This window comes from Sphingomonas sp. RB1R13 (assembly GCF_036663775.1).
GTDB lineage: Bacteria > Pseudomonadota > Alphaproteobacteria > Sphingomonadales > Sphingomonadaceae > Sphingomicrobium.
The window spans coordinates 1,229,767-1,251,156 of the sequence record NZ_JAXOJM010000001.1; the positions used below are offsets into that span (position 1 = coordinate 1,229,767).

Sequence of the window (21,390 nt, forward strand, 5' to 3'; positions counted from 1 at the left end):
GCCTCCGCGGTAAGGGGAGCGTTTTCGAAAGCTCTCCTGCGACTCGATTATGCTTGTTAGATATCCGATTAGGTCATATATAACAACTGTGAAGTTAGAAAACATAACCACTTTGACCGACATGCCACGCGCGAGGGACGACAAGCGGCGCTATGATGATGCCTGCGGCACGGCTCACGCGCTGGAATTGATTGGCGAGCGCTGGACGCTGCTGGTCCTGCGCGAGCTGATGCTCGGGCCGCGGCGCTTTTCCGAGCTTCGCGTTGACCTTCCCGGGATCAGCGCCAATGTCCTGACCCAGCGGCTGGCCGAACTCGAGCAACGCGGGCTGGTCCGTCGCCGCAAGCTTGCCCCGCCGGCGTCGGTTCAGGTTTATGAAGCAACGGCATGGGGGATCGAGGCTGAGCCGATCGTCCAGGCGCTCGGGCGGTGGGCAGCAAGATCTCCGGGGCATGACCCGACCCTGCCGATCAGCGGGGTATCGATTCTGCTGTCCTTCCGCACGATGATCTCGGCGAAGCGCGCCAAGGGGGTCGATGCGCGGATCGGCTTCCGCTTTGGCGCCGACGATTATGTCGCGCGGATCAAGAAAGGGGTGATCAAGGTCGCGCGGGGCGATATCGGCCAGTGCGGTGTGGTCTTCTCGGGCCCGCCCGCCGCGCTCGCCGCCGTGGTCTATGGCGGCCAGCCGATCGACCTGATCGGGGTCTCGGGCGACCGCGGGCTTGCCGAAAAATTCACCACCCTGTTCGTGCTGCCCCCGAAAGTCGGCGCAGGTGGTTGAGGGGCGCGCGCCATCCGCCTAAAGCCGACATTATGACCGACCTCCCCAACATCGCCCCCGACAGCCGTTCGGACACGATTCTCGCTACCCCCGACAAGATGGTGAAGGTGCGCGACGCATTCGGCGTCGACAGCGACATGGAAGTGCCCGCGTTCAGCGAGCCCGACGAACGGGTTCCCGACCTCGACCCCGCCTATGTGTTCGATCCCGATACGACGCTGGCGATCTGCGCCGGCTTTGCGCGCAACCGGCGGGTGATGGTCCAGGGCTATCACGGCACCGGCAAGTCGACCCATATCGAACAGGTCGCAGCCCGGCTCAACTGGCCGACAGTGCGGATCAATCTCGATGCGCATATCAGCCGGATCGATCTGGTCGGGCGCGACGCGATCGTGCTTAAGGACGGTCAGCAGGTCACCGAGTTCCGCGAGGGGCTGTTGCCATGGGCATTGCAGCATCCCGTCGCGCTGGTGTTCGACGAATATGACGCGGGGCGCCCCGACGTGATGTTCGTGATCCAGCGCGTGCTGGAAGTCGAAGGCAAGCTGACCCTGCTCGACCAGAACCGCGTGATCCGGCCCAACCCCTGGTTCCGGCTGTTCGCGACGACCAATACCATCGGGCTGGGCGACACGACCGGGCTTTATCATGGCACGCAGGCGATCAACCAGGGCCAGATGGACCGCTGGAACATCGTCGCGACGCTGAATTACCTGCCCGCCGCGACCGAGGCGCAGATCGTGCTCGCCAAATCGGGCGAATATGACAATCCCGACGGCAAGGCGGCGGTGGTCAAGATGGTAAAGGTCGCCGACCTGTCACGGCAGGGCTTCATCAATGGCGACATTTCGACCGTGATGAGCCCGCGAACGGTGATCAGCTGGGCGCAGAATGCGATGATCTTCGGCGACGTCGGCTTCGCCTTCCGGTTGAGCTTCCTCAACAAGTGCGACGAAAGCGAGCGCCCGCTGATCGCCGAATATTACCAGCGCGTGTTCGGCAAGGACCTTCCCGAGAGCGTCGTCGGCAAGGCGTGAGCGAGCCCGACTCCCTCGATAAATTCCGCCGGGTCCTGTCGGGCGCGGCGCGGGCGATCGCGCGCGACGTCGAGGCGGAGGTGACGTTCGGCAGCGAGTCGTCGAGCGCGGCATTGGGCAAGGTCGCGCGGGTGCCATCGCCGGGACCCGGGCTCGACCCGCGAATGGTTGCCGAGGCGCGTGGGGCGGCCGACGCGATGGCGCTAAGGCTGCGCTATTCGGATGCGGCGCTTCATGCGCGGCGAGCGCCGCCGGCGGGTGACGCGCGCGACGTGTTCGATGCACTGGAAGGCGCGCGGGTCGAGGCGCTGGGCAGCCGGGCGATGGCCGGGGTCGAAGGCAATCTGGCCGAGCTGGCCATCGCGCGGGTGCGGGGAGACGCGATCACGCGGGCACGAACCGCCGAGGAAGTACCGCTGGCGACCGCGATCGGGCTGCTCGCGCGGCAGCGGCTGACGGGTACGCAGCCGCCTGAGGCGGCGCGAACGGGGCTGGCGATGATTGCGCCGTGGATCGAGGAGCGCGGGGGCGCCGAGCTCGATGCGCTGGCGCTGACGATCGACGACCAGGCCAATTTTGCAACCCTGGCGCGGCGGTTGCTCGAGGATCTCGAACTCGCCGAGCCCGAGGAGCCCACTGAGGACCAGCCCGACGAGGGCGGCGACGAGGATCCGGGCGATGACGATGGCGCCGACGAGCCCGATGACGCGGGAGACGAGGGGGCGTCATCGGGCGGCGATGTCGAGATGCGCGCCGAAGAGGACAGCGCCGAGAGCGATCAGGACGACGGTTCCGACCATGACGATGATGGCGACGAATCGAGCAGCGGCGAGGACGGCGACGAGCAGGCCCAGCCGCGCCCCGGCCGGCGCAATTGGGACGAAGCGCCGTCGACCGACTATCATGCCTATACCGAGCGGTTCGACGAGCAGATCGCCGCCGCCGACCTGTGCGATGCCGACGAGCTGGCGCGATTGCGGGCGACGCTCGACCTGCAGATGGCGGCATTCCAGGGGGTGGTAACGCGGCTGGCCAACCGGTTGCAGCGGCGGCTGATGGCGCAGCAGGCGCGCAGCTGGGACTTCGACCAAGAGGAAGGGCTGCTCGATGCCGCACGGCTGGCGCGGGTAATCGTCCAGCCGGGGCATGCGCTCAGCTACAAGATCGAGCGCGAGACCGAGTTTCGCGACACGGTGGTCAGCCTGTTGATCGACAATAGCGGATCAATGCGCGGACGACCGATCTCGATCGCGGCGATGAGCGCGGATATTTTGGCGCGGACACTCGAGCGGTGCGGGGTGGCGACCGAGATCCTCGGCTTCACCACCCGTGCGTGGAAAGGCGGTCAGAGCCGCGAGGCGTGGCTGGCGGAAGGGCGACCCGCGACGCCGGGGCGGCTCAACGACCTTCGCCATATCCTCTACAAGCGCGCCGACGAGCCCTATCGCCATGCGCGCGGCAACCTTGGGCTGATGATGCGCGAGGGGCTGCTGAAGGAGAATATCGACGGCGAGGCGCTACTGTGGGCGCATAACCGGTTGATGGCGCGTCGCGAGGAGCGGCGCATATTGATGGTGATTTCGGATGGGGCGCCGGTCGACGATTCGACGGCTTCGGCCAATAGCGGGTCGTACCTCGACGCGCATTTGCGGACCGTAATCGGGTGGATCGAGCAGCGGTCGAGTGTCGAGCTGGCGGCGATCGGTATCGGCCATGACGTCACGCGTTACTACAAGCGCGCGGTGACGATCATGGACGCCGAGCAATTGGGCGGGGCGCTGGTCGAGCAGCTGGCGGGATTGTTCGAGTTGCGCTGAGCGAGTTGGGCCGACCCGTTTCCGGGCCGACCCTCCCTCAATACGCGACACGAGGAATTTTTTGCCGATACGCAGGCTACAGATCGACTCGAAAAAGGGGGAAAATCGCGTCGATGGAAAGAGTTATGCCTGAGGACGGGTTGAACCAAGCTGAACGCCGCATGCAGTCGCGGTTCAGCTTTGCGGTGGCGGTGGGGTGCGCGGCAATCGTCGCGCTGGTGCTGGCGCTGGCGGCGGAGTGGCGAGGCGATCCCAATCGCTTCCCCTTGCCGCCGGCAAGCGTCCCGATTCATTTCGAGCGGATCGCGATCGCCGCCGACGCGGCATCGCCCCTGCGAATCGCGGGGGCGTGGCGGCTGACGGCGGATGACCCGCGCTTTGGTGGGCTCTCGGCGCTGGCGATCGATCATGGCGAGTTGCTCGCACTTAGCGACAGCGGCGTGCTGGCGCGCTTTGCGAGCCTGAGTGCTGGCCCGGCGATCGTTCGAATGTCCGAACTCCCCGGGGGTCCGGGCTCGCCGCGCTTCAAAATGAATCGTGACAGCGAATCGCTGGTCCGCGATGCGGCGGGGCGCGGCTGGTGGGTGGGTTTCGAAACCCGCAACCAACTGCGGCTGTTCGACCCCGGCTTCACGCGCACGCTTCGCACGATCGATTTCGGCGAGGATCGCTGGCCCGAGAATCTGGGTATCGAGGCGATGATGACCGGAACGGGCGATCGGCTGATGCTGGTCCCCGAGCTGGCGCATGAAGTGGTGACCGTGGCGAACGGGCAGGCGCGGAGCGAGCCGCTAACGGGCGTCGGAAACAAGATTTCGGACATGGTACGGCTGCCCGATGGCGAGGTGCTGCTGCTGCTGCGCGACATCGGTCCGACCGGGTTTCGGACGTCGCTCGGCGCTCTGGTCAAGCGAGCCGACGGCTGGCGGGTCGAGCGGCGGATGCCGCTTCTTTTCGGCATGTTCGCCAATTTCGAGGGGATTGCGGTTGAGCGGCGGGGCGATGGCGGCACCCGGCTGTGGCTGATCACCGACGATAATTTCCAGCCGCCGATGAAGACGATGCTGGTCGCACTCGATGTGCCCCCAGGGAGGTGGACGGGCGCCGATTTAACGCCAACGGCCCGCTCTCCGGGTGGAGAACGGGCCGTCGGATAGCCTTTTAGCAGAAGCTTAGGCGGCGGCTTCGCCGGCCTTCTTCTTGAGCTCGCGCTTTAGCTTGGCAGCGCGCGGGCTGAGCTTCTCGGCGCGGGTCTTGGTCAGCCAATTGTCGAGGCCGCCGACATGCTCGACCGAGCGAAGCCCGTGGGTCGAAACGCGAAGCTTGACGCTTTTGGAAAGCGAATCGCTGATCAGCGTGACATTCTGCAGGTTGGGCAGGAAGGTCCGCTTGGTCTTGTTGTTGGCGTGAGAAACATTGTTACCCACCTGACGGCCCTTGCCGGTCAGCTCGCAAACGCGCGACATGATAAATTCCTGAGTTGAGCGGACGACAAGCGCCCGGAAAGACCGGCCCGATAGCGGGAGGAGCGTTAAGCGTCAACCGCGACTAGAGTGAACCCGAGCAACGCAACCAGCGGCGTCGAGTCGCGTTGACGACCTAACCGGGAAGGACCAATTTGTCATGCGCGCCATTATTTTGCTGCTGATCGTCATCGTCGTCGGGGCGATTATCGCCTTTTCGAGTGGCTTTCTCCACCTCAACCAGACCCAGAGCGCGCAGGTGCCAGGCCTGTCGGTCGGCAATGGCGCGGTGACGGCGCATGGCGGGCGGGCGCCGTCGTTCGAGGTCGAGACCGGATCGGTCGCGGTCGGCACTCAGCAGCGCGAAGTGACGCTGCCCAAGGTGGCGCTGCCGCTGCCATCGGTGCAGGTCAATCGTCCGGGGAGCGATGCGCAGAAGGCGGCTCAAGCCACTTCCGCCGCCGCTAACGGGGCTGCTCCCGTCAAGTGAATGCGGCCAAGTGACGCTGGCCGCGCGATCGGCTAGGTCGCTGGCGATGGCCGGCTTCCCGCTCCCCGCCGCAATGGCGCGCGCGCTTGCGCTGGCCGACGAAGCGGCGGCGGCGGGCGAAGTACCAGTCGGCGCGGTGGTCACCAAAGGCGGCGAGATCCTTGGCGAGGCACGCAACGCGATGCGCGGGACGTTCGACCCGACAGCGCATGCCGAGATCGTCGCCATTCGCCATGCCGCGACCCGGTTGGGACAGGCGCGGCTCGATGGCTGCACCCTGTGGGTGACGCTTGAGCCATGCGCGATGTGCGCCGCCGCGATCGGGCTGGCGCGGATCGAGAAGCTGGTGTTCGCCGCCGAAGATCCCAAGGGTGGCGCAGTGGTCAGCGGGCCCCGGCTCTACGCCCAGCCGACCTGCCACCACCGTCCCGAGGTGCTCGGCGGGATTGGCGAGGAAGCTGCTGCGGCGCAATTGCGCGACTTTTTCGTGGCGCGGCGATATTGACGCGCCCTTGTTAAGGCGGGCGATTGGCGGTTAGACGCCACTTACCCCATGAGCGCACCCCTTCTTCCTTTCCCGTGGTTCAGCCTGCTGCTGATCCTGGCGCTGATCGCCCTCAACGGCCTGCTGTCGATGAGCGAACTGGCGATTGTGTCGGCGCGCGAGGCGCGATTGAAGGGGCTTGCCAAGGGTGGCAGCAGGGGAGCGCAATGCGCGCTCGACCTGGCGTCGGACCCGGGCAAGTTCCTGTCGTCGGTGCAAAGTGGGATCACGCTGATCGGAGTGCTCAACGGCGCCTTTTCGGGGTCGCGACTGGGCGATCCGGTGGCGCAGCGGCTAGAGCTGATCGGCATGGCGCACGAAACCTCCCAGCAGCTGGGCTTTGGGCTGGTGATCGTCCTGACGACGTTCGTCAGCCTGGTCATCGGCGAGCTGGTCCCCAAGCAGTTCGCGCTCCGCAATCCCGAGCCGATCGCGGTGGCGATGGCGGTGCCGATGCGCTGGCTGGCGAAAGCGACCGCGCCGTTCGTGTGGCTGCTCGACCGCACGAGCGCGGGGATCTTCGCGCTGATCGGGATTACCCGCGAGTCGGAAAATCATGTCACCGCCGAGGAATTGCACCTGGTTGTCGCCGAGGCACACAGCTCGGGTGTGCTCGAGGAAAGCGAGCGGGCGATCATTTCGGGGGTTGTCCGGCTGGCCGACCGGCCGGTGCGCGAAGTCATGACCCCGCGAACCGAGATCGACTGGCTCGATGCCGATGCCGATGCCGAACAGATCCGCGCGACGCTGGCCGATACGCCGCACAGCCGACTGCCGATTGCAGAAGGATCGGTCGAGGAGATTATAGGCGTGGTGTCCGCGCGGGATTTGCTGCTGGCCCAGCTCGATGGACGTCCGCTCGACCTGCGCGCGCTGGCCCGGGTGCCGCAGGTAATCCCCGACTTGATGGACGCGATGGACGCGCTGGCGGTGCTTCGCCAGGCCGAGGTTCCGCTGGCGCTGGTCCATGACGAATATGGCCACCTTGACGGGATCGTAACCCCCGGATCGATCCTGGCGGCGCTGAGCGGGGTATTCGCGAGCGACGCCGACGCTGACGACGACCCGCCGATCGTCGAGCGCGAGGATGGCAGCTATCTGCTCTCAGGCGCGGCCAACGCCGACATATTGTCCGACCGACTGGGCATGAACATGCCCGAGGAGCGCGACTTCGCCACGGTCGCCGGGTTCGCCCTGTCGGTACTCAAGCGGCTGCCCGAGACCGGTGAAACGTTCGTCCATCAGGACTGGAAATTCGAGGTTGTCGACATGGACGGCCGCAAGATCGACAAGCTGATCGCCAGCCGCCTGCCCCGGAAAAGGGCAACCGACCCGGAATAGTTTTTGTTGCGCTTCGCTGGTTCGGTGCCGTTCTTCGCAACAAAGACCCTCCTAAAGCTTCCCGAACATTTGTTCGTAGCCGTCCTGGTCGCCGCGCGCGAGATAGTCGGCTTGCTCGACGATCCGGTCGCGGGTGAAGCGGCCGCGGAAGGCACCCATCGCGGCGTCGATCCGATCGACCTCGTTGGGGGTCAGCCGCGCGATCTGGTCGAAGCGGAAGATGCCCTGGCTGTGGAGCAGGGTGACGAACTTGGGGCCGACGCCCTTCAATCGCTGGAGATCGTCGGCAGCGTCGTCGAGCGCGCCATGGACGTTGGTGCCAAGGATTGCGCCCGAGACATCGCTGACCGCGGCGGCGGCTTCGTCCGAAAGTCCCCTGCCGGGATCGCGCTGGGAATCGCGAAGGATCGTCGCCACCGGGCGCATCGCCTCGACCGCGTCCTTCTTCGCCGGCTCGCCGGTCATGTGCGGCCGGCGCGGCGCCTGATCGCTCAACCGCACCCGCTGGCGCGGCCGAAAGACCAGAAAGCCGACGATCGCGCCGATCACCACGCCCAGCAGGATTACCGGCCAATACAGGTCGAACACGTCGGCCATTCCTATCCTTCCCTCATTACCAGCGTCGGTTCCGGCGCCTGATTTCGACCAGATAGCCCAGCAGCAGCCCGACCGCGAAGGCGGCGAGCGTCATAATTTCAGCCTCGACGATGACCGGGATCATCGGCGCTGCTCCATCGGTAGCGACCCTGCGTCCCATCGCGCCTCGCCGACCCCCGGCAAGGCCTGCATCCGCCGCACGATTTCGCCGCGCTGGAAATTGTCCGCCGGGCCCGACAGGTGGACGATGCGGGTCAGCGGATCGCGTTCGATTTTCGCCTGGACCTGGGTCATTTCGTCAAAATCGAGCTGGGCGCGGGTGTTGGTTTCGATCTGGGTCGCAAGCTTCTCGCCAGTGCCGAGCGGGCCATGCCACAGCGCGGTCGCGGCCATCGCCAGCACCAGCCCGCCGAAGAAGATCGCGGCCCGGTTCACGACACCCGCTCCAGCTCGCGCCAACCAATGTCGCGGCGGTGGAAACCGTCGGCAAAGTCGATCGCCGCCACCCCGGCGTAAGCGCGCGCATGGGCGTCGGCGAGGCTCGATCCCTTGGCGGTGACGGCCAGTACCCGGCCTCCACTGGCGACCAGTCGATGCTCGTCAAGCCGGGTCCCTGCATGGAAGACGGACACGCCGCCAAGCTGTTCGGCGCTGTCGATCCCGCGAATCGTGCCGCCCGCAATCGGGGTGCCGGGATAGCCGCTGGCGGCGATGACGACGGTCATGGTGGTGTCGTCGGACAGGACTGGCGCAGACAAAGCGCCGGTCGCGGCGCCGTACAGCAGCGCGGCGAAATCGCCCTCGACCCGGGGCATGATCGCCTCGCATTCGGGGTCGCCAAAGCGAACATTATATTCGATCAGGCTGGGCCCGTCCCTGGTCAGCATCAGCCCGGCGAACAGCACCCCCGAAAAGGGTGTCCCCGCCGCCGCCATCGCGCGCGCGGTTGGCAGGATAATCTCGTCCATCGCGCGGCGTTCGAGCGCGGCGGTTAGCACCGGGGCGGGGGAGTAGGCGCCCATGCCGCCGGTGTTGGGCCCGGTGTCGCCCTCGCCGACGCGCTTGTGATCCTGCGCAGAGGCGAAGGCGACCGCGTGGGGACCATCGACCAGCGCGAACAGGCTCGCTTCCTCGCCCTCCATAAACTGCTCGATGACCATCGCTCCGTCGCCGGCGCGAGTGATGGCGTCGACCGCTTCGTTGCGGGTCATGGCGACAGTTACACCCTTGCCTGCGGCGAGTCCGTCGGCCTTGATGACGACCGGGATCGAGAAAGTGTCCAGTGCCGCCATTGCCTCTGCGACGGTCGCGACGCGGACATAGCCAGCGGTTGGAATGGCGTTGGCGGCGCAGAGGTCCTTGGTGAAGCCCTTCGACCCCTCAAGCTGTGCGGCGTCGGCATTGGGCCCGAACACCGCGATCCCGGCAGCGCGCAGAGCATCGCCGACCCCTGCGACCAACGGCGCTTCGGGTCCGACGACGACGAAATCGACCGCCTCGGCCCTGGCCAGCGCCACAACGCCCACGACATCGCACGGATCGAGCGCGACACATTGCGCCCAGCGCGCTATGCCGGGGTTACCGGGTGCGGCGATCAGGCGCTGGCAGCTTGGCGATTGCGCCAGCCGCCACGCCAGCGCATCTTCGCGCCCGCCCGAACCCAGCAGCAGGATGGTCATGTTGGAAGATGTCACGCCAAACTTGTTAGCGCAGCAAAAGCCGGGCGACAACGCGGCGCCGTTCACCGTGTCCGATCTTTCGGCCTCGCTGAAACGCACCGTCGAGGGCGCCTATGGCCATGTCCGCGTGCGCGGCGAGATTTCGGGGTGGAAGCGCCACGCCTCGGGCCATTGCTACATGAGCCTGAAGGACGAGAACGCGTGCATGGACGCGGTGCTGTGGCGCGGATCGGCGGCCAGCCTGGCCTTCCGCCCCGAGGACGGCGCCGAAGTCATCGCCTCGGGCAAGCTGACCACCTATCCCGGGCGTTCGAAATATCAGCTGGTGATCGACCGGATGGAGCTCGCCGGCGAAGGCGCGCTGATGGCGCTGCTCGACAAGCGCCGCCGTGCGCTCGCTGCGGAGGGCCTGTTCGACGACGCCCGCAAGCGTCCGCTGCCATTCCTGCCGCGGACCATCGGGGTCGTCACCTCGCCGACCGGGGCCGTGATTCGCGATATCCTGCACCGCCTCGCCGAACGCTGCCCGACGCGGGTCATCGTCTGGCCCGTCCCGGTTCAGGGCGAGGGCGCCGCTGCCAGGGTCGCCGCGGCGATTCGTGGCTTCGGCGCGATCGTAGGCCCCGACCGACCCGACCTGATCATCGTCGCGCGCGGGGGCGGCTCGATCGAAGATTTGTGGGCGTTCAACGAGGAGGAGGTCGTCCGCGCCGCCGCCACGTCGCCCATCCCGCTGATCTCGGCCGTTGGGCATGAGACCGACACCACGCTGATCGACCATGCCAGCGACCGCCGCGCGCCGACCCCGACCGCTGCCGCCGAAATCGCGGTGCCGGTCCGCGCCGACCTGCTTTCCGCGCTCGAAGAACTGGCGGCGCGGAGCCGGCGTTGCCTGACACGCGGGGCCGATCGTGCGCGAGAACGGCTGGCGCTTACGACCTGCCGCCTGCCCGATCCGCCCGCGCTGATCGCCGTCCCCCGCCAGCGGCTCGACGAGATTGGCGACCGGCTTCCCCGCGCCCTCGCCGCGCGCACCGGCCATGCCCGCGCCGACCTTGCCGGGGTCGCGCCCCGCCTCCGCCGCGAATTGATCGACCAGAAGATCGGGCGCGCGTCGGAAAGGCTCGGCGCGCTGTGGAAGATGGCGCAGCTGGTCCACCCCGATCGGCCGCTGTCGCGCGGCTTTGCCCGGATCACCGACCGCCATGGTCGCACGCTTATCACTGCCGCTGCCGCGCGCGAGGCGGCCGCACTCGAATTGCGCTTTGCCGATGGCGGGGTGGCGGCGACCGTCGATGGTGCCGCACCCGCTGCCGCTGCCCGCCTTGAGCGCAAGCGCCCGCGCCCCTATGTCGCAGGGCAAGGCGGCCTGTTCGACACCGAGGGATGACGCGATGCTGATGAATCAGGGCGGCCGTGAGGCGCGCATTCACTATATGGCCGGGACCTTCCGCCTGCTCTCGCCGGGCGACCATGTCCGCTGCGCCGTGACGGCCACGCGAATCCCGCTCGAGCAATTGCGCTACTGGAGTGTCGCGCGGCAGGAGCCTTATGCCGACGCCACCGCCAGCCTTGAAGGCGAACGCCGCGCGGGGGCGATCGGGCGCTAGGCGCAAGGGCATCTATTTTGCGCATCCTCGCTCTGCCACGCCACAGACGGGATCCCAAAAAGTCGAACATTGATCTTAGATTTGGGGCGCTTACCCTCTGTGTCCCAGTCGCCACAGTGAGGTCATAAAAGCGTCATTAGTTGACAGTGCAACTTTACAGCGAGCGCTTCTACCGATCAAAGCGGAGGCGTTGGGCACCCTTTGGGGCTCTGATTTTGTTCGGCGGCCCCGGGGGCCGTCTTCTCCGGGAGAATAGAATGTCGACTCGCTTCATCAAGGGTTCGTTGCTCGCGACGACCGTGATTGCCGGAATGGCCATCGCGACTCCGGCGTTTGCGCAGGCCACGGGTAACGCGACGACCGCGACCCTGCCGCCGACGGCCCCGGGCAATGTCGCCCCCGCCCAGGCTCAGCCGCAGACTGCTGCTGCTGCTGCCGAGACGGCCAAGGATGACGGCGAAGCGATCATCGTCACCGGCTCGATCACCCGCAATCCGGCCGCGGCAACCGCCTCGCCGGTCGTCTCGCTGACCTCGGACGATCTCAAGAACCGCGGCATCACCACGGTTGCCAGCGCGCTTCAGACGCTGGCGTCGAACAATGCCGGTACCGCTCCGCCGAGCTGGTCGGCGTTCGGCTTCGCCACTGGCGCCAGCGCACCCTCGCTGCGCGGCCTCAACGATGCCTACACGCTAACCCTGTTCAACGGCATGCGCTCGGCGCCTTACCCGCTGGGCGATGACGGCTATCGCAACTTTGTCGACATCAACTCGATTTCGGAATCGATCGTCGACCGCATCGACGTCCTCCAGGACGGCGCCTCGGCGACCTATGGTTCGGACGCGATCGCGGGCGTGGTCAACGTCCTGGTCAAGCGCGAAGTGTCCGGCGTGCACCTTAACGGTTCGCTCGGCATCTCGCAGCAGGGCGATGCCGCAGAGCGTCGCGCCAGTGCCACCGTCGGCTATGGCAAGCTCCGCACGCAGGGCTTCAACATTTTCGCCAACGTCGAATATCAGCACAATGACCAGCTTCGCCTCGGTCAGCGCGGCGCGCCGTTCAACACGGCCGACCAGAGCTCGATCTGCCAGGGTCCCGGCGACTGCCTGTTCAACGGCATCCGCAACGGCATCCAGGCCGACGGCACCTATGCCGGTTTCCAGACCACGACGACGACCTTCGTTCGTCCTTACACTCAGGGTCGCTCGTCGCTCGGTGGTTATCAGCTGGCCGATCCGGCCGCGGGTTGCCGCGACCTGACTGCAATCACGCTGACTCCGGCGCAGCGTGCTGGCACGATCACCCCGGCGACCGTCTGCCAGCAGGATCTGGTCAAGCAGTACCGCCTGTACAACTCGGAAACCGAGCGCAAGGGCGGCACGATCAAGGCAACGATGAAGCTCGGCGATAACGCCGAGGCTTATGTCATGGCCAACTATTACAATGTGCGGACCAACAATTCGTCGACGCCGAGCGGGTTCACCGGTTCGACGGCAGCGGGTGGCACGGTCGTCACCGTCAGCCGCGTCTTCCTGCCGACCTACGTCTGCGCAGCAGGCACCGGTTCGGTGACAGCCGGCGGCGACCTGATCTCGTCGGGCTGCACCGCGGCCAATGGCACGCTCAACCCGAACAACCCGTTCGCCGCGGCGGGCAACCTTGCTCGCCTCTCGGCGCTCTCGGTGCTTCCGCGGACGACCGTTGCTAGCAGCAAGACCTATCGCCTGTCGGGCGGGATCGACGGTACCTTTGGGAACGGCTTCAACTTCAATATCGGCGCCACCGCGTCGAAGGTGACTCTCGACCTGACCAACAAGGGTTATGTGCAGCTTCAGAGCCTGATCAACGCGATCGCGCGCGGCACCTATAACTTCGTTGATCAGAATGCGAATACTGCAGCCCAGATCCAGAGCGTCTTTCCCGACAACCACAATCGCTCGAGTTCGAAGCTGACGCAGATCCAGGCATCGCTGAACAAGGATTTGTTCAGCCTGCCGGGCGGCATGCTCAATGCCGCGGTTACGGGTCAGTATCGCTATGAAGCGATCCATAACCCCAGCGCCAACCCGGCCAACTTGGTCAACCCGAACGACCGCTACTATGGCGTCAATGCCGTCGGTGTGGACGGCAAGCGCAACGTCTGGTCAGCCGGTTATGAAATTACGGCGCCGATCCTGCCGATCCTGAAGGTGAAGGCACTGGGTGCATATGACCGTTACTCGACCGGTCAGTCGCGCTTCTCGCCGAAGTTCGAGGCCGAGCTCAAGCCGGTTAAGGAAGTGAAGCTTCGCGGCACCTACTCGAAGGGCTTCCGCATTCCGAGCTTCAGCGAATCGTTCGCCCTTCCAACCACCGGTTATGTATCGGCCTCGATCAACTGCAACTCGGCGACCTTCACTGCCTTCTGCGCCGCCCATGCCAGTAACCCGTCCTACTATCAGGGCAGCTACAGCTATGGCCTGACGTCGAGCGGCAACGCCAACCTGAAGCCGGAACTGTCGACGTCGATGACGGCGGGTATTGTGTTCACTCCGACTCGCCGGATCACGCTGACCGCCGATTACTGGTCGACCAAGATCACCAACGTGATCATCCCTGCGAGCGCCAATTCGGCCCTGATTGCTGCATATTACGCCAGCACGAACGGCGTTGCGACGCAGCCGGGTCTTGTGACCACCCCGGGTGTTGCTGATCCGAACAACCCGGCGGCACTGCCGTTGCTCGGCACGATCGAGGGTTCCTACAAGAACGCCGACTCGTTCCTTGCCAAGGGCATCGATCTGTCGGGCAGCATCGTCGTTCCGGTCGGCAATGGTGTTCAGTGGAAGTCGAGTGCCAATGCCTCGATGCTGATCCGCCTCCAGCAGACCAACGAAGACGGTTCGATCAGCCGGTATGATGGCTCGCTCGGCGCCTGCAACATCACGTCATGCTCGGGTGCTCCGAAGTGGCGCGCCAACTGGCAGAACACGCTGGACTTCAACCATCGCGGCAACATCAGCCTGACCGCCTACTACACCAGCGGCTACTCCGAAGTCGCGACCGACTCCGGGGGGGTCTATGGCGATTGCCAGGCCAGCACCGACAATGGCCAGATCGTCGCTTATAACGATGGCACGCCGGTTCAGTGCCGCGCCAAGTCGTCGTTCTACATGGACGGTCACGCCGAAGTTAAGATTGGCGATCGCTTCACCCTCTATGGTGACGTGCTCAACATCCTCAACACCAAGCCCCACTATGAGCCGAATGCGGCCTACGGCCTCTATCAGTTCAACCCGGCTTGGGAGGACTCGCAGTTCATCGGCCGTTACTTCCGTGCCGGTGTGAAGCTCGACCTCTGATCCGAGCGGACACGTAAAAATCGGGGGCGGTGCTTCGGCACTGCCCCCTTTTTTGTGTCCGATGGGCGCGGGGGGTGAGCTGGCGACCGGGCGTCAGGACGTTGCAGGATGAAGGCGCATGGCAAGGCAGGCTGGTCCGCAGACCGCCGGTTGCCCTGCCCTCCCGTCGATGGCTTGATGTTCTGCCAGCGTCGCACCCGACGCCAGCAGGGCTCAGTCGCTACCCGTGGTTGCCGATCCACTTGGCGACGTCTGCTGCAACGCGGTTGGCGGCGCGGTTGAGCGCAGGGCCGACGTCGTCCTTGGTTCCGGCCGAGGGCTCGCGCGCTTCGAACCGGCGGGTTTCAACGCGCGATCCCGCGGTCGCGGCGAGCGCGGCGTCATAGCGCACGATCACCGCTCCGGCCTGGGCGTCATAGCCGAACCGGTCGAGCGTCCCCGTCACCCTGAGGCCGGGGTCGAGCGTCGACTGGCGCGTGTCGAGGACGACGCGGTTGGTCGTGCGCTTCAATGTCTCGGTCAGCAGCTGGCGGAACAAATGGTCGGGCGTGTCGATCCACTGCGCATCCTTGATATAGGCGATCGCGGTGTCACCGACCTGCGCCGGCACCCGCAGCGATTTCAGCGCCTTGGGGGTCACGGGATCGTCGACCGTGACAGTCTCTCCGGCGCCCGCCGAACGCGCCATGTCGGCGCTGGCCGGGGCATCTGTGGCGAGCGACATCAGCACCGGGGGCACCTTGCCGCCGCCAAGGCAGGCCGACAGCAGCAGCGTCGCGCTAAGCGTCAGGGCGGTGAGCGGAAGGTTCGGCTTGGTGGCGCGCATCAGCGTTGCTTTCCAGGTTTATAATCAGGCAGCTTGGGCGCGCCGAGCACGCTGCCCACGCCGCCCTGGTTCAGTCGATCCGAAAAGCCTTGCATGCTGCTCGACAGATCGCGCAGATCGTGGACCAGGCGGTTGGCCTCGGGCAGGGTCGACTTGGTGAAATTATTCAGCCCCGGCTTGGCCTCGGACACCACTGAGTCGAGATTGTCGGCGGCGCGCTGGACCGAGGCGATCGCCTTGCGGAGATCTTCGGCGGCGGGCTTGCCCTGCTCGTTGACCAGCCGGTTGGTGCTGTCGGCGAGGATTCCGACGCGCTGGGCGGCAATCCCGGCATTCTGCGCCGCGACCTGCGCCTGGCCGATTGCCTTGGCGAGGTCGGGGGCACGGTCGGCCAGAACCTTGCTGGTCTTGTCAAAATTATCGAGGATATCGGCAATCGAATTCTGGTTCTTGTCGCTCAGCAATTCGGTCAGCCGCTCGGTCAGCCGCTGGATCCGGTCGAGCAATTCGGGGGCCGAGTTGAGCAAGGCGCCAAGCCCGCCCGATCCCGACGGAATGACGGGGCAGCCCTGCGGTCCGGCTTGGTCGATGGGCTTGCCGCCCTTGACCGCGCCGTCGAGGCTGATTTCGCTCGCGCCGGTAAAGCCGACGCCTTTGATCTGGGCAGTGGTGCCCTGGAGAATCGGCGCTTCGCCATCGACCTCGATCCGCACCCACACGAATTCGGGGCGGTTGGGCAATAGCGAAATCTTTTCGACCTTGCCCACCGGCACGCCCGAATAATTGACCGCGGTGCCCTTGGAAATGCCGCCGACGCCTTGGCTAAAATAGACGTCGAAGCAGTTGGTGGCCTTGGTCGACAGCCCGGCGAGCCAGACGGTGAACAGCAAGGTTCCGGCCAGCAACGCCAGCACGACCGTGCCGACCAGCACATGGTTGGAGCGCGTTTCCATCAGCTTTTTGTCCCGCTCACGCCGACTGTCCCCTCGTCCGCGCCCGCGTGGCGCTTGCCCTGTTGGGCGGCATTGTCATTGCCGCCGCCCTTGTGTGCAACGGCGGCCCGACCGCGTGGCCCGTTGAAATACTCCTGGATCCATGGATGGTCCAACGCCAATAATTCCGGGATCGTTCCGACCGCAATGACCTTGTGGTCGGCCAGCACCGCCACCCGGTCGCAGATCGCATAGAGCGTGTCGAGGTCATGGGTAATCAGGAACACCGTCAGGTTGAGCTGCTTCTGGAGGTTCTGGATCAGCTCGTCGAACGCGGCCGCGCCGATCGGGTCGAGCCCGGCGGTCGGTTCGTCAAGGAACAACAGCTCGGGATCGAGCGCCAGTGCCCGTGCGAGTCCTGCGCGCTTGCGCATGCCGCCCGACAGTTCGGACGGATATTTGGGCGCCGCGCTCTCGTCTAGACCAGACATGGCGATCTTGTACCCGGCGATCTCGTCGAGCAGTGGCGGCTTAATGAATGGGAAATATTCGCGGATGGGCACTTCGACATTCTCGGCCACTGTCAGGGTCGAGAAGAGCGCGCCATTCTGGAACAGGATTCCCCAGCGACGGCGGATATTCTTGGCCTCATCCTCGCTGCGCCCGATCATGTCCTCGCCGAGCACGTCAATTTCGCCCGCAGTCGGAATCTGCAGCCCGATGATCGACCGCATCAGCACTGATTTGCCAGTGCCCGACCCGCCGACGACTCCGAATATCTCGCCGCGACGGACTTCGAAATTGAGACCGTCATGGATGAGTTGCTCACCAAAGCTGTTCTTCAGCCCGGCTACGCGAATGACGGTTTCGGGCTCGCTCACAGCCAGCCGATCGAGCTGAAGAACACCGCGAACATCGCGTCGAGCACGATGACCATGAAGATTGACTGGACCACGGCATTGGTCGTGCGCCGCCCGACTTCCTCCGAATTGCCCTTGACCAGCATCCCTTGAAAACAGCCGCCCAGCGCGATGATGAAGCCGAACACCGGCGATTTGATCAGACCCACATACAGGTCGCGCACGGGGACCACTTCGCTGATCCGCATGGCATAGCTCGCCGGCGGGATTTTCAGGCTCAGCCAGCAGAAAATGCCGCCGCCGATGATCCCCGTGAGCATCGCGAAAAACGCCAGCAGCGGCATCATCAATACCGCCGCGAGCACGCGCGGCACGACCAGCGCCTCGATCGGCGACACTCCGATAGTCCGCATCGCGTCGATTTCTTCGGTGATTTTCATCGTCCCGATCTGTGCAGCAAAGGCCGATCCCGATCGTCCTGCGACCATGATCGCGGTCATCAGCGGACCAAGCTCGCGCACGGTGATCCGCCCGATCAGGTTGATGGTATAGCTTTCGGCGCCGAACTGGGCGAGCTGAACCGCGCCCTGCTGGCCGATCACCACACCGATCAGGAAGCTCATCAGCCCGATGATTGCCAGCGCGCGGACCCCTACGCTGTCGAACGCCTGGACGACCGCGTTGATGCGGAAGCGTTTGGGCCGCCGGATGACGTTGCCGAAGCCGATCAGCGTCGCGCCGAAAAAGCCGAGCAGCCCCATGAGCGTCCGCCCGATGTCATAGGTCGCTGCGCCCAGCTCCTCCAGCGCGCGGGTCGGCGCGGGGCGCTGGTCGGGGCGGACCAGCACCGGATGGTCGTTGGCCGCGACCTGGTCGAGCAGAGCCTGGACGTCGGGATTGGCGCCGACGACCTTGGCGTCACGGTCACGCTGCGTGCGGTGGATCAGCCACGCGCCGACGGTATCCATCCGCTCGACACCGCTGAGGTCGATCGTCCCGCCTTGTGACAACCCCTCGAGCTCGCGTGCGGTCGATCCGGCGCGGGCGATCGTCAGGGCGCCCGAGCAGCGCATGTCGGCAATGTCTTTGCCCGGGGGAAGATCGTTGCGGCTGGCCATGTGTCGGAGGATGTGCGCGAATTTGAGAGTGGCGGCAAGAGCGCAGGACTGTTCTAGCCGCGCCGCTCGCCTATAGCGCTCGTCATGGCCAACGACGCTTCCCGCTGGACTGCCCTGTTGCTCGCCGGATCGCGCCCCGGCGGCGACCCGTTCGCAGCGGCGAATGGAGTCGAGCTCAAACCGTTGATCCCGATTGCCGGAGAGCCGATGCTGCTCCGCCCGCTGCGCGCCCTGCTGGCGGTGGCGGCAATCGACGAGGTGCGGGTGTTGACCAACACCGTCGCCCAACTGACGCCCGTCATTCCGCCCGATCCCCGGGTCAATATCGCGGCCTCGGGGCGGACCATCGCGACCACGATCGAGGCGATCCTCACCGACCCCGCAACGTGCTACCCATTGCTCGTCACCACCGCCGACCACGCGCTGCTGACGCCCGCCATGATCGAGCAATTCCTGGCCACTGCGGCCGGAGCCGACCTCGCCATCGGCCTGGTCGAGCGCCGCGCTCTCGACGCACGCCTGCCTCAGACGAAACGCACCTGGTTAGGTTTCAAGGCTGGCAGCTACTCGGGCGCCAACCTCTTCGCTATCGGCTCGCCGCGTGCCGCCCCTGCCATTGCGCTGTGGGCGGCAGTCGAGCAGGACCGCAAGAAAGGCTGGCGGATGCTGCTCGCCTTCGGCCCGGCACTGCTGCTCGGCGCGGTGCTCAGGTTGCGCACCCTCGACCAGTCGCTCGCCGCCATCGGGCACAAGCTTGGCATCAGCCTGCGCGCGGTCGAACTGGCCGATCCGCTCGCCGCCGTCGACGTCGACAAGCCCGCCGACCTTGCTCTCGTCACCGCAATCATCGCCGGGGCCGCATGACCGACCTTGCCATTTACGATATGGACCGGACGATTACGCGCCGCGCCACCTACACCCCGTTCCTGATCCATTGCGCACGGCAAGCAGCCCCGTGGCGGCTCGCGCTCGCCCCCGCGGTCGCCGGGTCGATGGCCGGCTATGCGGCGGGACTGATCGACCGCGCGCGACTAAAGGAGATCAACCATCGCCTGCTCCTCGGCTACGCCCGCAGCGACGCCGAGATGAAGCCGCTGGTCGACAGCTTCGCCGAGGCGACCATGGCGAAGAACATTCAGCCAGGCGCGATCCGCGCCATCGCCCGCGACCGCGCGGAGGGCCGCCGCCTGGTCATGGCCACCGCCAGCTACGCACTTTACGTCGACGCCATCGCCGAGCGACTGGGCTTCGACGACGTCATCGCGACGCGCTCGGTGCGCGGGTCCGACGGGCGCCTCCTCGCCCGCATCGATGGCAATAATTGCTATGGCCCGGCCAAGCTCGCGATGATCAAGGAGTGGTTCGCCACTGCCCAAATCGAGCGCGGCCACGTCCGCTTCTATTCGGACCACGCGTCTGATGCGCCCGTGCTCGACTGGGCCGATGAGGCGGTTGCGGTAAATCCCAGCCGCGCGTTGCGGTTGCTCGCTCAAAAGCGCGGCTGGGAAATTGTTGACTGGAGATCTTAGTGCGCGAAGAACTGTGCCAGCCCGCACCCCCACCCGGCCAACCCACTCGAGTGTATTCTATGGGTTGGCCGGGTGGGGGTGCGGACTGGCACCGCGCTTCAAGACAAAGCTAGACCGCGTTCAGCGCATTTTGGAAATCGGCGATCAGATCGTCGGCATTTTCGACCCCGATTGATATCCGCACCAGATTGTCGGTAATCCCCATTTCCAGCTTGCGATCGTCGGGCACTGACAAGTGGGTCATCGCGGCAGGCGCGCTCGCCAGCGTTTCGGTCCCGCCAAGGCTGACCGCCAGATGCGCGATCTGCAGCGCGTCGAGGAAGGCGAACGCCTCCTTTTCTCCGCCCTTGAGATAGAGCGAGAAGGTCGATCCCGCTCCGGTGCAATGACGATTGTAAATATCCGCCTGGCGCGATCCGGGCTCGAGGAAGCCAAGGTAGCCAACGCTCTCGACCTTGGGGTGGTCGCGCAGGAAGGCACACACCTTCTCGGCATTCTCGCCCGCCCGAGTCATCCGCAATTCGAGCGTTTCGAGGCTGCGCAGCAACATCCACGCGGTGTTGGGATCGCAGATCGTGCCGATCGTGTTGCGCATCATCCGCACCTTGTCGAGCAGCGCCTTCGAGCCGGTGAGTCCGCCCGCGACGAGGTCGCTATGCCCGCCCGCATATTTGGTCAGCGAATAAACCGAAATATCGGCCCCCTGCGCCAGCGGCTTTGCCCACAGCGGCCCCAGGAACGTGTTGTCGATTGCGATTGGAGGCATTTCCTCACCTGCGAACGCCGCCGCCCGCGCCGCCGCCACCGCTTCGACATCGACCAGCGCATTGGTCGGGTTGGCCGGGCTTTCGAGATAGATCAGCGACACGCGGCCCATCGCCTTGGCCTTGGCGATCGCGGCATCGATCTCGGCCTGCTCGGCACCCGCCGGGAAATCGACGTATTTGATCCCGAACTGGCTCATGATCTTGGCGATCAGTCCCTCGGTTGCGGCATAGAGTGGGCCCGAATGGACGATCACGTCACCCGGGCGGACGAAGGTCATGAAGAGGGTGTGGATCGCCGACATGCCGCTCGAGAACGTCAGCGCGGTCTCGGCCTCTTCCCACAGGCGCAGCCGGTCTTCGAGTATCTCCTGGTTGGGGCCGTTGAAGCGCGAGTAGACCAGCCCTTCGGCGCCGCCCGGTCGCTTGCCGGTGATGCCTTCGAAGAAGCGTTTCCCCTCGGCAGCATTTTCGAACACGAAGGTCGAGGTGAGGAAGATCGGCGGCTTGAGCGATCCCTCCGACAGCACCGGATCGAAGCCATGCCCCATCATCAAGGTCGCGGGGCTCAGCTGGTGGTTGCCGATGCTGGTGCGCGCAGGTTTGGGGCGGCGGCTGGTCGGGCTCTTGCTGTCGGTCGACTGGTTGGGCACGTTGG

At 65.6% G+C, this 21,390-nt stretch carries 21 protein-coding genes; 12 read left to right on the top strand and 9 right to left on the bottom strand.

Annotated features, from left to right (window positions below):
- Window positions 1-121 precede the first annotated feature (121 nt).
- The 4 genes from U1700_RS05870 (at window position 122) to U1700_RS05885 (ending at window position 4,795) form a co-directional block, all read left to right on the top strand.
- Complete coding sequence (locus U1700_RS05870; protein WP_332750954.1) at window positions 122-784, top strand: winged helix-turn-helix transcriptional regulator; 663 nt, start codon at window positions 122-124, stop codon at window positions 782-784.
- Between the two features lie 32 nt (window positions 785-816).
- Entirely contained in the window at window positions 817-1,821 is a 1,005-nt protein-coding gene (cobS, locus tag U1700_RS05875) for a cobaltochelatase subunit CobS (protein ID WP_332750956.1), read from the top strand.
- A complete protein-coding gene (gene cobT / locus U1700_RS05880; protein ID WP_332750958.1) occupies window positions 1,818-3,638 on the top strand; it encodes a cobaltochelatase subunit CobT in 1,821 nt (606 codons plus the stop codon). The genes cobS and cobT overlap by 4 nt, the downstream gene beginning before the upstream one ends.
- A 140-nt stretch (window positions 3,639-3,778) precedes the next feature.
- On the top strand, window positions 3,779-4,795 hold the full coding sequence (locus U1700_RS05885) for an esterase-like activity of phytase family protein (protein WP_332750960.1): 1,017 nt from the start codon (window positions 3,779-3,781) through the stop codon (window positions 4,793-4,795).
- A 15-nt stretch (window positions 4,796-4,810) separates the two neighbouring features.
- Here U1700_RS05885 and rpmB read toward each other — a convergent pair whose 3' ends face one another.
- Entirely contained in the window at window positions 4,811-5,104 is a 294-nt protein-coding gene (gene rpmB, locus U1700_RS05890) for a 50S ribosomal protein L28 (RefSeq protein ID WP_332750962.1), read from the bottom strand.
- A 157-nt stretch (window positions 5,105-5,261) separates the two neighbouring features.
- Here rpmB and U1700_RS05895 point away from each other — a divergent pair, with 157 nt between their 5' ends.
- From U1700_RS05895 to U1700_RS05905, 3 genes are read left to right on the top strand one after another with little or no spacing between them, the layout of a single operon-like run.
- Entirely contained in the window at window positions 5,262-5,591 is a 330-nt protein-coding gene (locus tag U1700_RS05895; RefSeq protein ID WP_332750964.1) for a hypothetical protein, read from the top strand.
- Window positions 5,592-5,637: 46 nt separating this feature from the next.
- Window positions 5,638-6,096, top strand: coding sequence for a nucleoside deaminase (locus U1700_RS05900; protein ID WP_332751150.1), 459 nt, complete (start codon window positions 5,638-5,640; stop codon window positions 6,094-6,096).
- Between the two features lie 48 nt (window positions 6,097-6,144).
- The gene (locus U1700_RS05905; protein WP_332750966.1) at window positions 6,145-7,476 is read left to right on the top strand and encodes a hemolysin family protein; all 1,332 of its coding nucleotides are present in this window, start codon (window positions 6,145-6,147) and stop codon (window positions 7,474-7,476) included.
- A 51-nt stretch (window positions 7,477-7,527) separates the two neighbouring features.
- Here U1700_RS05905 and U1700_RS05910 read toward each other — a convergent pair whose 3' ends face one another.
- The 3 genes from U1700_RS05910 to purD form a co-directional block, all read right to left on the bottom strand.
- A complete protein-coding gene (locus U1700_RS05910) occupies window positions 7,528-8,073 on the bottom strand; it encodes a hypothetical protein (RefSeq protein ID WP_332750968.1) in 546 nt (181 codons plus the stop codon).
- 120 nt (window positions 8,074-8,193) lie between these two features.
- Window positions 8,194-8,508, bottom strand: a complete 315-nt coding sequence (locus tag U1700_RS05915) for a hypothetical protein (protein WP_332750969.1) — start codon at window positions 8,506-8,508, stop codon at window positions 8,194-8,196.
- Window positions 8,505-9,752 (bottom strand): phosphoribosylamine--glycine ligase, encoded by a 1,248-nt coding sequence (purD, locus tag U1700_RS05920; RefSeq protein ID WP_332750971.1) that lies wholly within the window; start codon window positions 9,750-9,752, stop codon window positions 8,505-8,507. Before purD ends, U1700_RS05915 begins: the two co-directional genes overlap by 4 nt.
- Here purD and xseA point away from each other — a divergent pair.
- The 3 genes from xseA to U1700_RS05935 all read left to right on the top strand — a co-directional run bounded on the left by xseA (window position 9,745) and on the right by U1700_RS05935 (window position 14,703).
- Window positions 9,745-11,142, top strand: a complete 1,398-nt coding sequence (gene xseA / locus U1700_RS05925) for an exodeoxyribonuclease VII large subunit (RefSeq protein WP_332750973.1) — start codon at window positions 9,745-9,747, stop codon at window positions 11,140-11,142. The two genes, purD and xseA, sit on opposite strands and share 8 nt — an antisense overlap.
- Before the next feature lie 4 nt (window positions 11,143-11,146).
- Window positions 11,147-11,362, top strand: coding sequence for a DUF2093 domain-containing protein (locus U1700_RS05930; RefSeq protein ID WP_332750975.1), 216 nt, complete (start codon window positions 11,147-11,149; stop codon window positions 11,360-11,362).
- A 257-nt stretch (window positions 11,363-11,619) separates the two neighbouring features.
- The gene (locus U1700_RS05935) at window positions 11,620-14,703 is read left to right on the top strand and encodes a TonB-dependent receptor plug domain-containing protein (RefSeq protein WP_332750977.1); all 3,084 of its coding nucleotides are present in this window, start codon (window positions 11,620-11,622) and stop codon (window positions 14,701-14,703) included.
- Window positions 14,704-14,923: 220 nt separating this feature from the next.
- Here the strand turns inward: U1700_RS05935 and U1700_RS05940 are convergent, their stop codons facing one another.
- The 4 genes from U1700_RS05940 to U1700_RS05955 are packed head-to-tail and all read right to left on the bottom strand — an operon-like array spanning window position 14,924 to window position 18,439.
- The gene (locus U1700_RS05940; protein ID WP_332750979.1) at window positions 14,924-15,529 is read right to left on the bottom strand and encodes an ABC-type transport auxiliary lipoprotein family protein; all 606 of its coding nucleotides are present in this window, start codon (window positions 15,527-15,529) and stop codon (window positions 14,924-14,926) included.
- The gene (locus tag U1700_RS05945; RefSeq protein ID WP_332750981.1) at window positions 15,529-16,482 is read right to left on the bottom strand and encodes an MlaD family protein; all 954 of its coding nucleotides are present in this window, start codon (window positions 16,480-16,482) and stop codon (window positions 15,529-15,531) included. Before U1700_RS05945 ends, U1700_RS05940 begins: the two co-directional genes overlap by 1 nt.
- Complete coding sequence (locus tag U1700_RS05950) at window positions 16,482-17,342, bottom strand: ABC transporter ATP-binding protein (RefSeq protein WP_332750983.1); 861 nt, start codon at window positions 17,340-17,342, stop codon at window positions 16,482-16,484. The genes U1700_RS05945 and U1700_RS05950 overlap by 1 nt, the downstream gene beginning before the upstream one ends.
- On the bottom strand, window positions 17,339-18,439 hold the full coding sequence (locus U1700_RS05955) for an ABC transporter permease (protein ID WP_332750985.1): 1,101 nt from the start codon (window positions 18,437-18,439) through the stop codon (window positions 17,339-17,341). Before U1700_RS05955 ends, U1700_RS05950 begins: the two co-directional genes overlap by 4 nt.
- Before the next feature lie 84 nt (window positions 18,440-18,523).
- Between U1700_RS05955 and U1700_RS05960 the strand changes: the two genes are divergently transcribed.
- Both U1700_RS05960 and U1700_RS05965 read left to right on the top strand, forming a co-directional pair.
- A complete protein-coding gene (locus U1700_RS05960; protein ID WP_332750987.1) occupies window positions 18,524-19,303 on the top strand; it encodes an NTP transferase domain-containing protein in 780 nt (259 codons plus the stop codon).
- Entirely contained in the window at window positions 19,300-19,968 is a 669-nt protein-coding gene (locus tag U1700_RS05965; RefSeq protein WP_332750989.1) for an HAD family hydrolase, read from the top strand. Before U1700_RS05960 ends, U1700_RS05965 begins: the two co-directional genes overlap by 4 nt.
- 109 nt (window positions 19,969-20,077) lie before the next feature.
- Here the strand turns inward: U1700_RS05965 and U1700_RS05970 are convergent, their stop codons facing one another.
- Window positions 20,078-21,385 (bottom strand): cystathionine gamma-synthase family protein, encoded by a 1,308-nt coding sequence (locus U1700_RS05970; RefSeq protein ID WP_332750991.1) that lies wholly within the window; start codon window positions 21,383-21,385, stop codon window positions 20,078-20,080.
- Between the last annotated feature and the right edge of the window lie 5 nt (window positions 21,386-21,390).

Excerpts from the sequence above, each read along its gene's own strand:
- xseA (WP_332750973.1), top strand. The coding sequence starts at position 9,745 with ATGGTCATGTTGGAAGATGTCACGCCAAACTTGTTAGCGCAGCAAAAG.
- U1700_RS05965 (WP_332750989.1), top strand. The coding sequence starts at position 19,300 with ATGACCGACCTTGCCATTTACGATATGGACCGGACGATTACGCGCCGC.
- cobS (WP_332750956.1), top strand. The coding sequence starts at position 817 with ATGACCGACCTCCCCAACATCGCCCCCGACAGCCGTTCGGACACGATT.
- U1700_RS05940 (WP_332750979.1), bottom strand. The coding sequence starts at position 15,529 with ATGCGCGCCACCAAGCCGAACCTTCCGCTCACCGCCCTGACGCTTAGC.
- U1700_RS05870 (WP_332750954.1), top strand. The coding sequence starts at position 122 with ATGCCACGCGCGAGGGACGACAAGCGGCGCTATGATGATGCCTGCGGC.
- U1700_RS05905 (WP_332750966.1), top strand. The coding sequence starts at position 6,145 with ATGAGCGCACCCCTTCTTCCTTTCCCGTGGTTCAGCCTGCTGCTGATC.
- U1700_RS05935 (WP_332750977.1), top strand. The coding sequence starts at position 11,620 with ATGTCGACTCGCTTCATCAAGGGTTCGTTGCTCGCGACGACCGTGATT.
- rpmB (WP_332750962.1), bottom strand. The coding sequence starts at position 5,104 with ATGTCGCGCGTTTGCGAGCTGACCGGCAAGGGCCGTCAGGTGGGTAAC.
- U1700_RS05960 (WP_332750987.1), top strand. The coding sequence starts at position 18,524 with ATGGCCAACGACGCTTCCCGCTGGACTGCCCTGTTGCTCGCCGGATCG.
- U1700_RS05895 (WP_332750964.1), top strand. The coding sequence starts at position 5,262 with ATGCGCGCCATTATTTTGCTGCTGATCGTCATCGTCGTCGGGGCGATT.
- U1700_RS05955 (WP_332750985.1), bottom strand. The coding sequence starts at position 18,439 with ATGGCCAGCCGCAACGATCTTCCCCCGGGCAAAGACATTGCCGACATG.
- U1700_RS05910 (WP_332750968.1), bottom strand. The coding sequence starts at position 8,073 with ATGGCCGACGTGTTCGACCTGTATTGGCCGGTAATCCTGCTGGGCGTG.
- purD (WP_332750971.1), bottom strand. The coding sequence starts at position 9,752 with ATGACCATCCTGCTGCTGGGTTCGGGCGGGCGCGAAGATGCGCTGGCG.
- U1700_RS05945 (WP_332750981.1), bottom strand. The coding sequence starts at position 16,482 with ATGGAAACGCGCTCCAACCATGTGCTGGTCGGCACGGTCGTGCTGGCG.
- U1700_RS05900 (WP_332751150.1), top strand. The coding sequence starts at position 5,638 with ATGGCCGGCTTCCCGCTCCCCGCCGCAATGGCGCGCGCGCTTGCGCTG.
- U1700_RS05930 (WP_332750975.1), top strand. The coding sequence starts at position 11,147 with ATGCTGATGAATCAGGGCGGCCGTGAGGCGCGCATTCACTATATGGCC.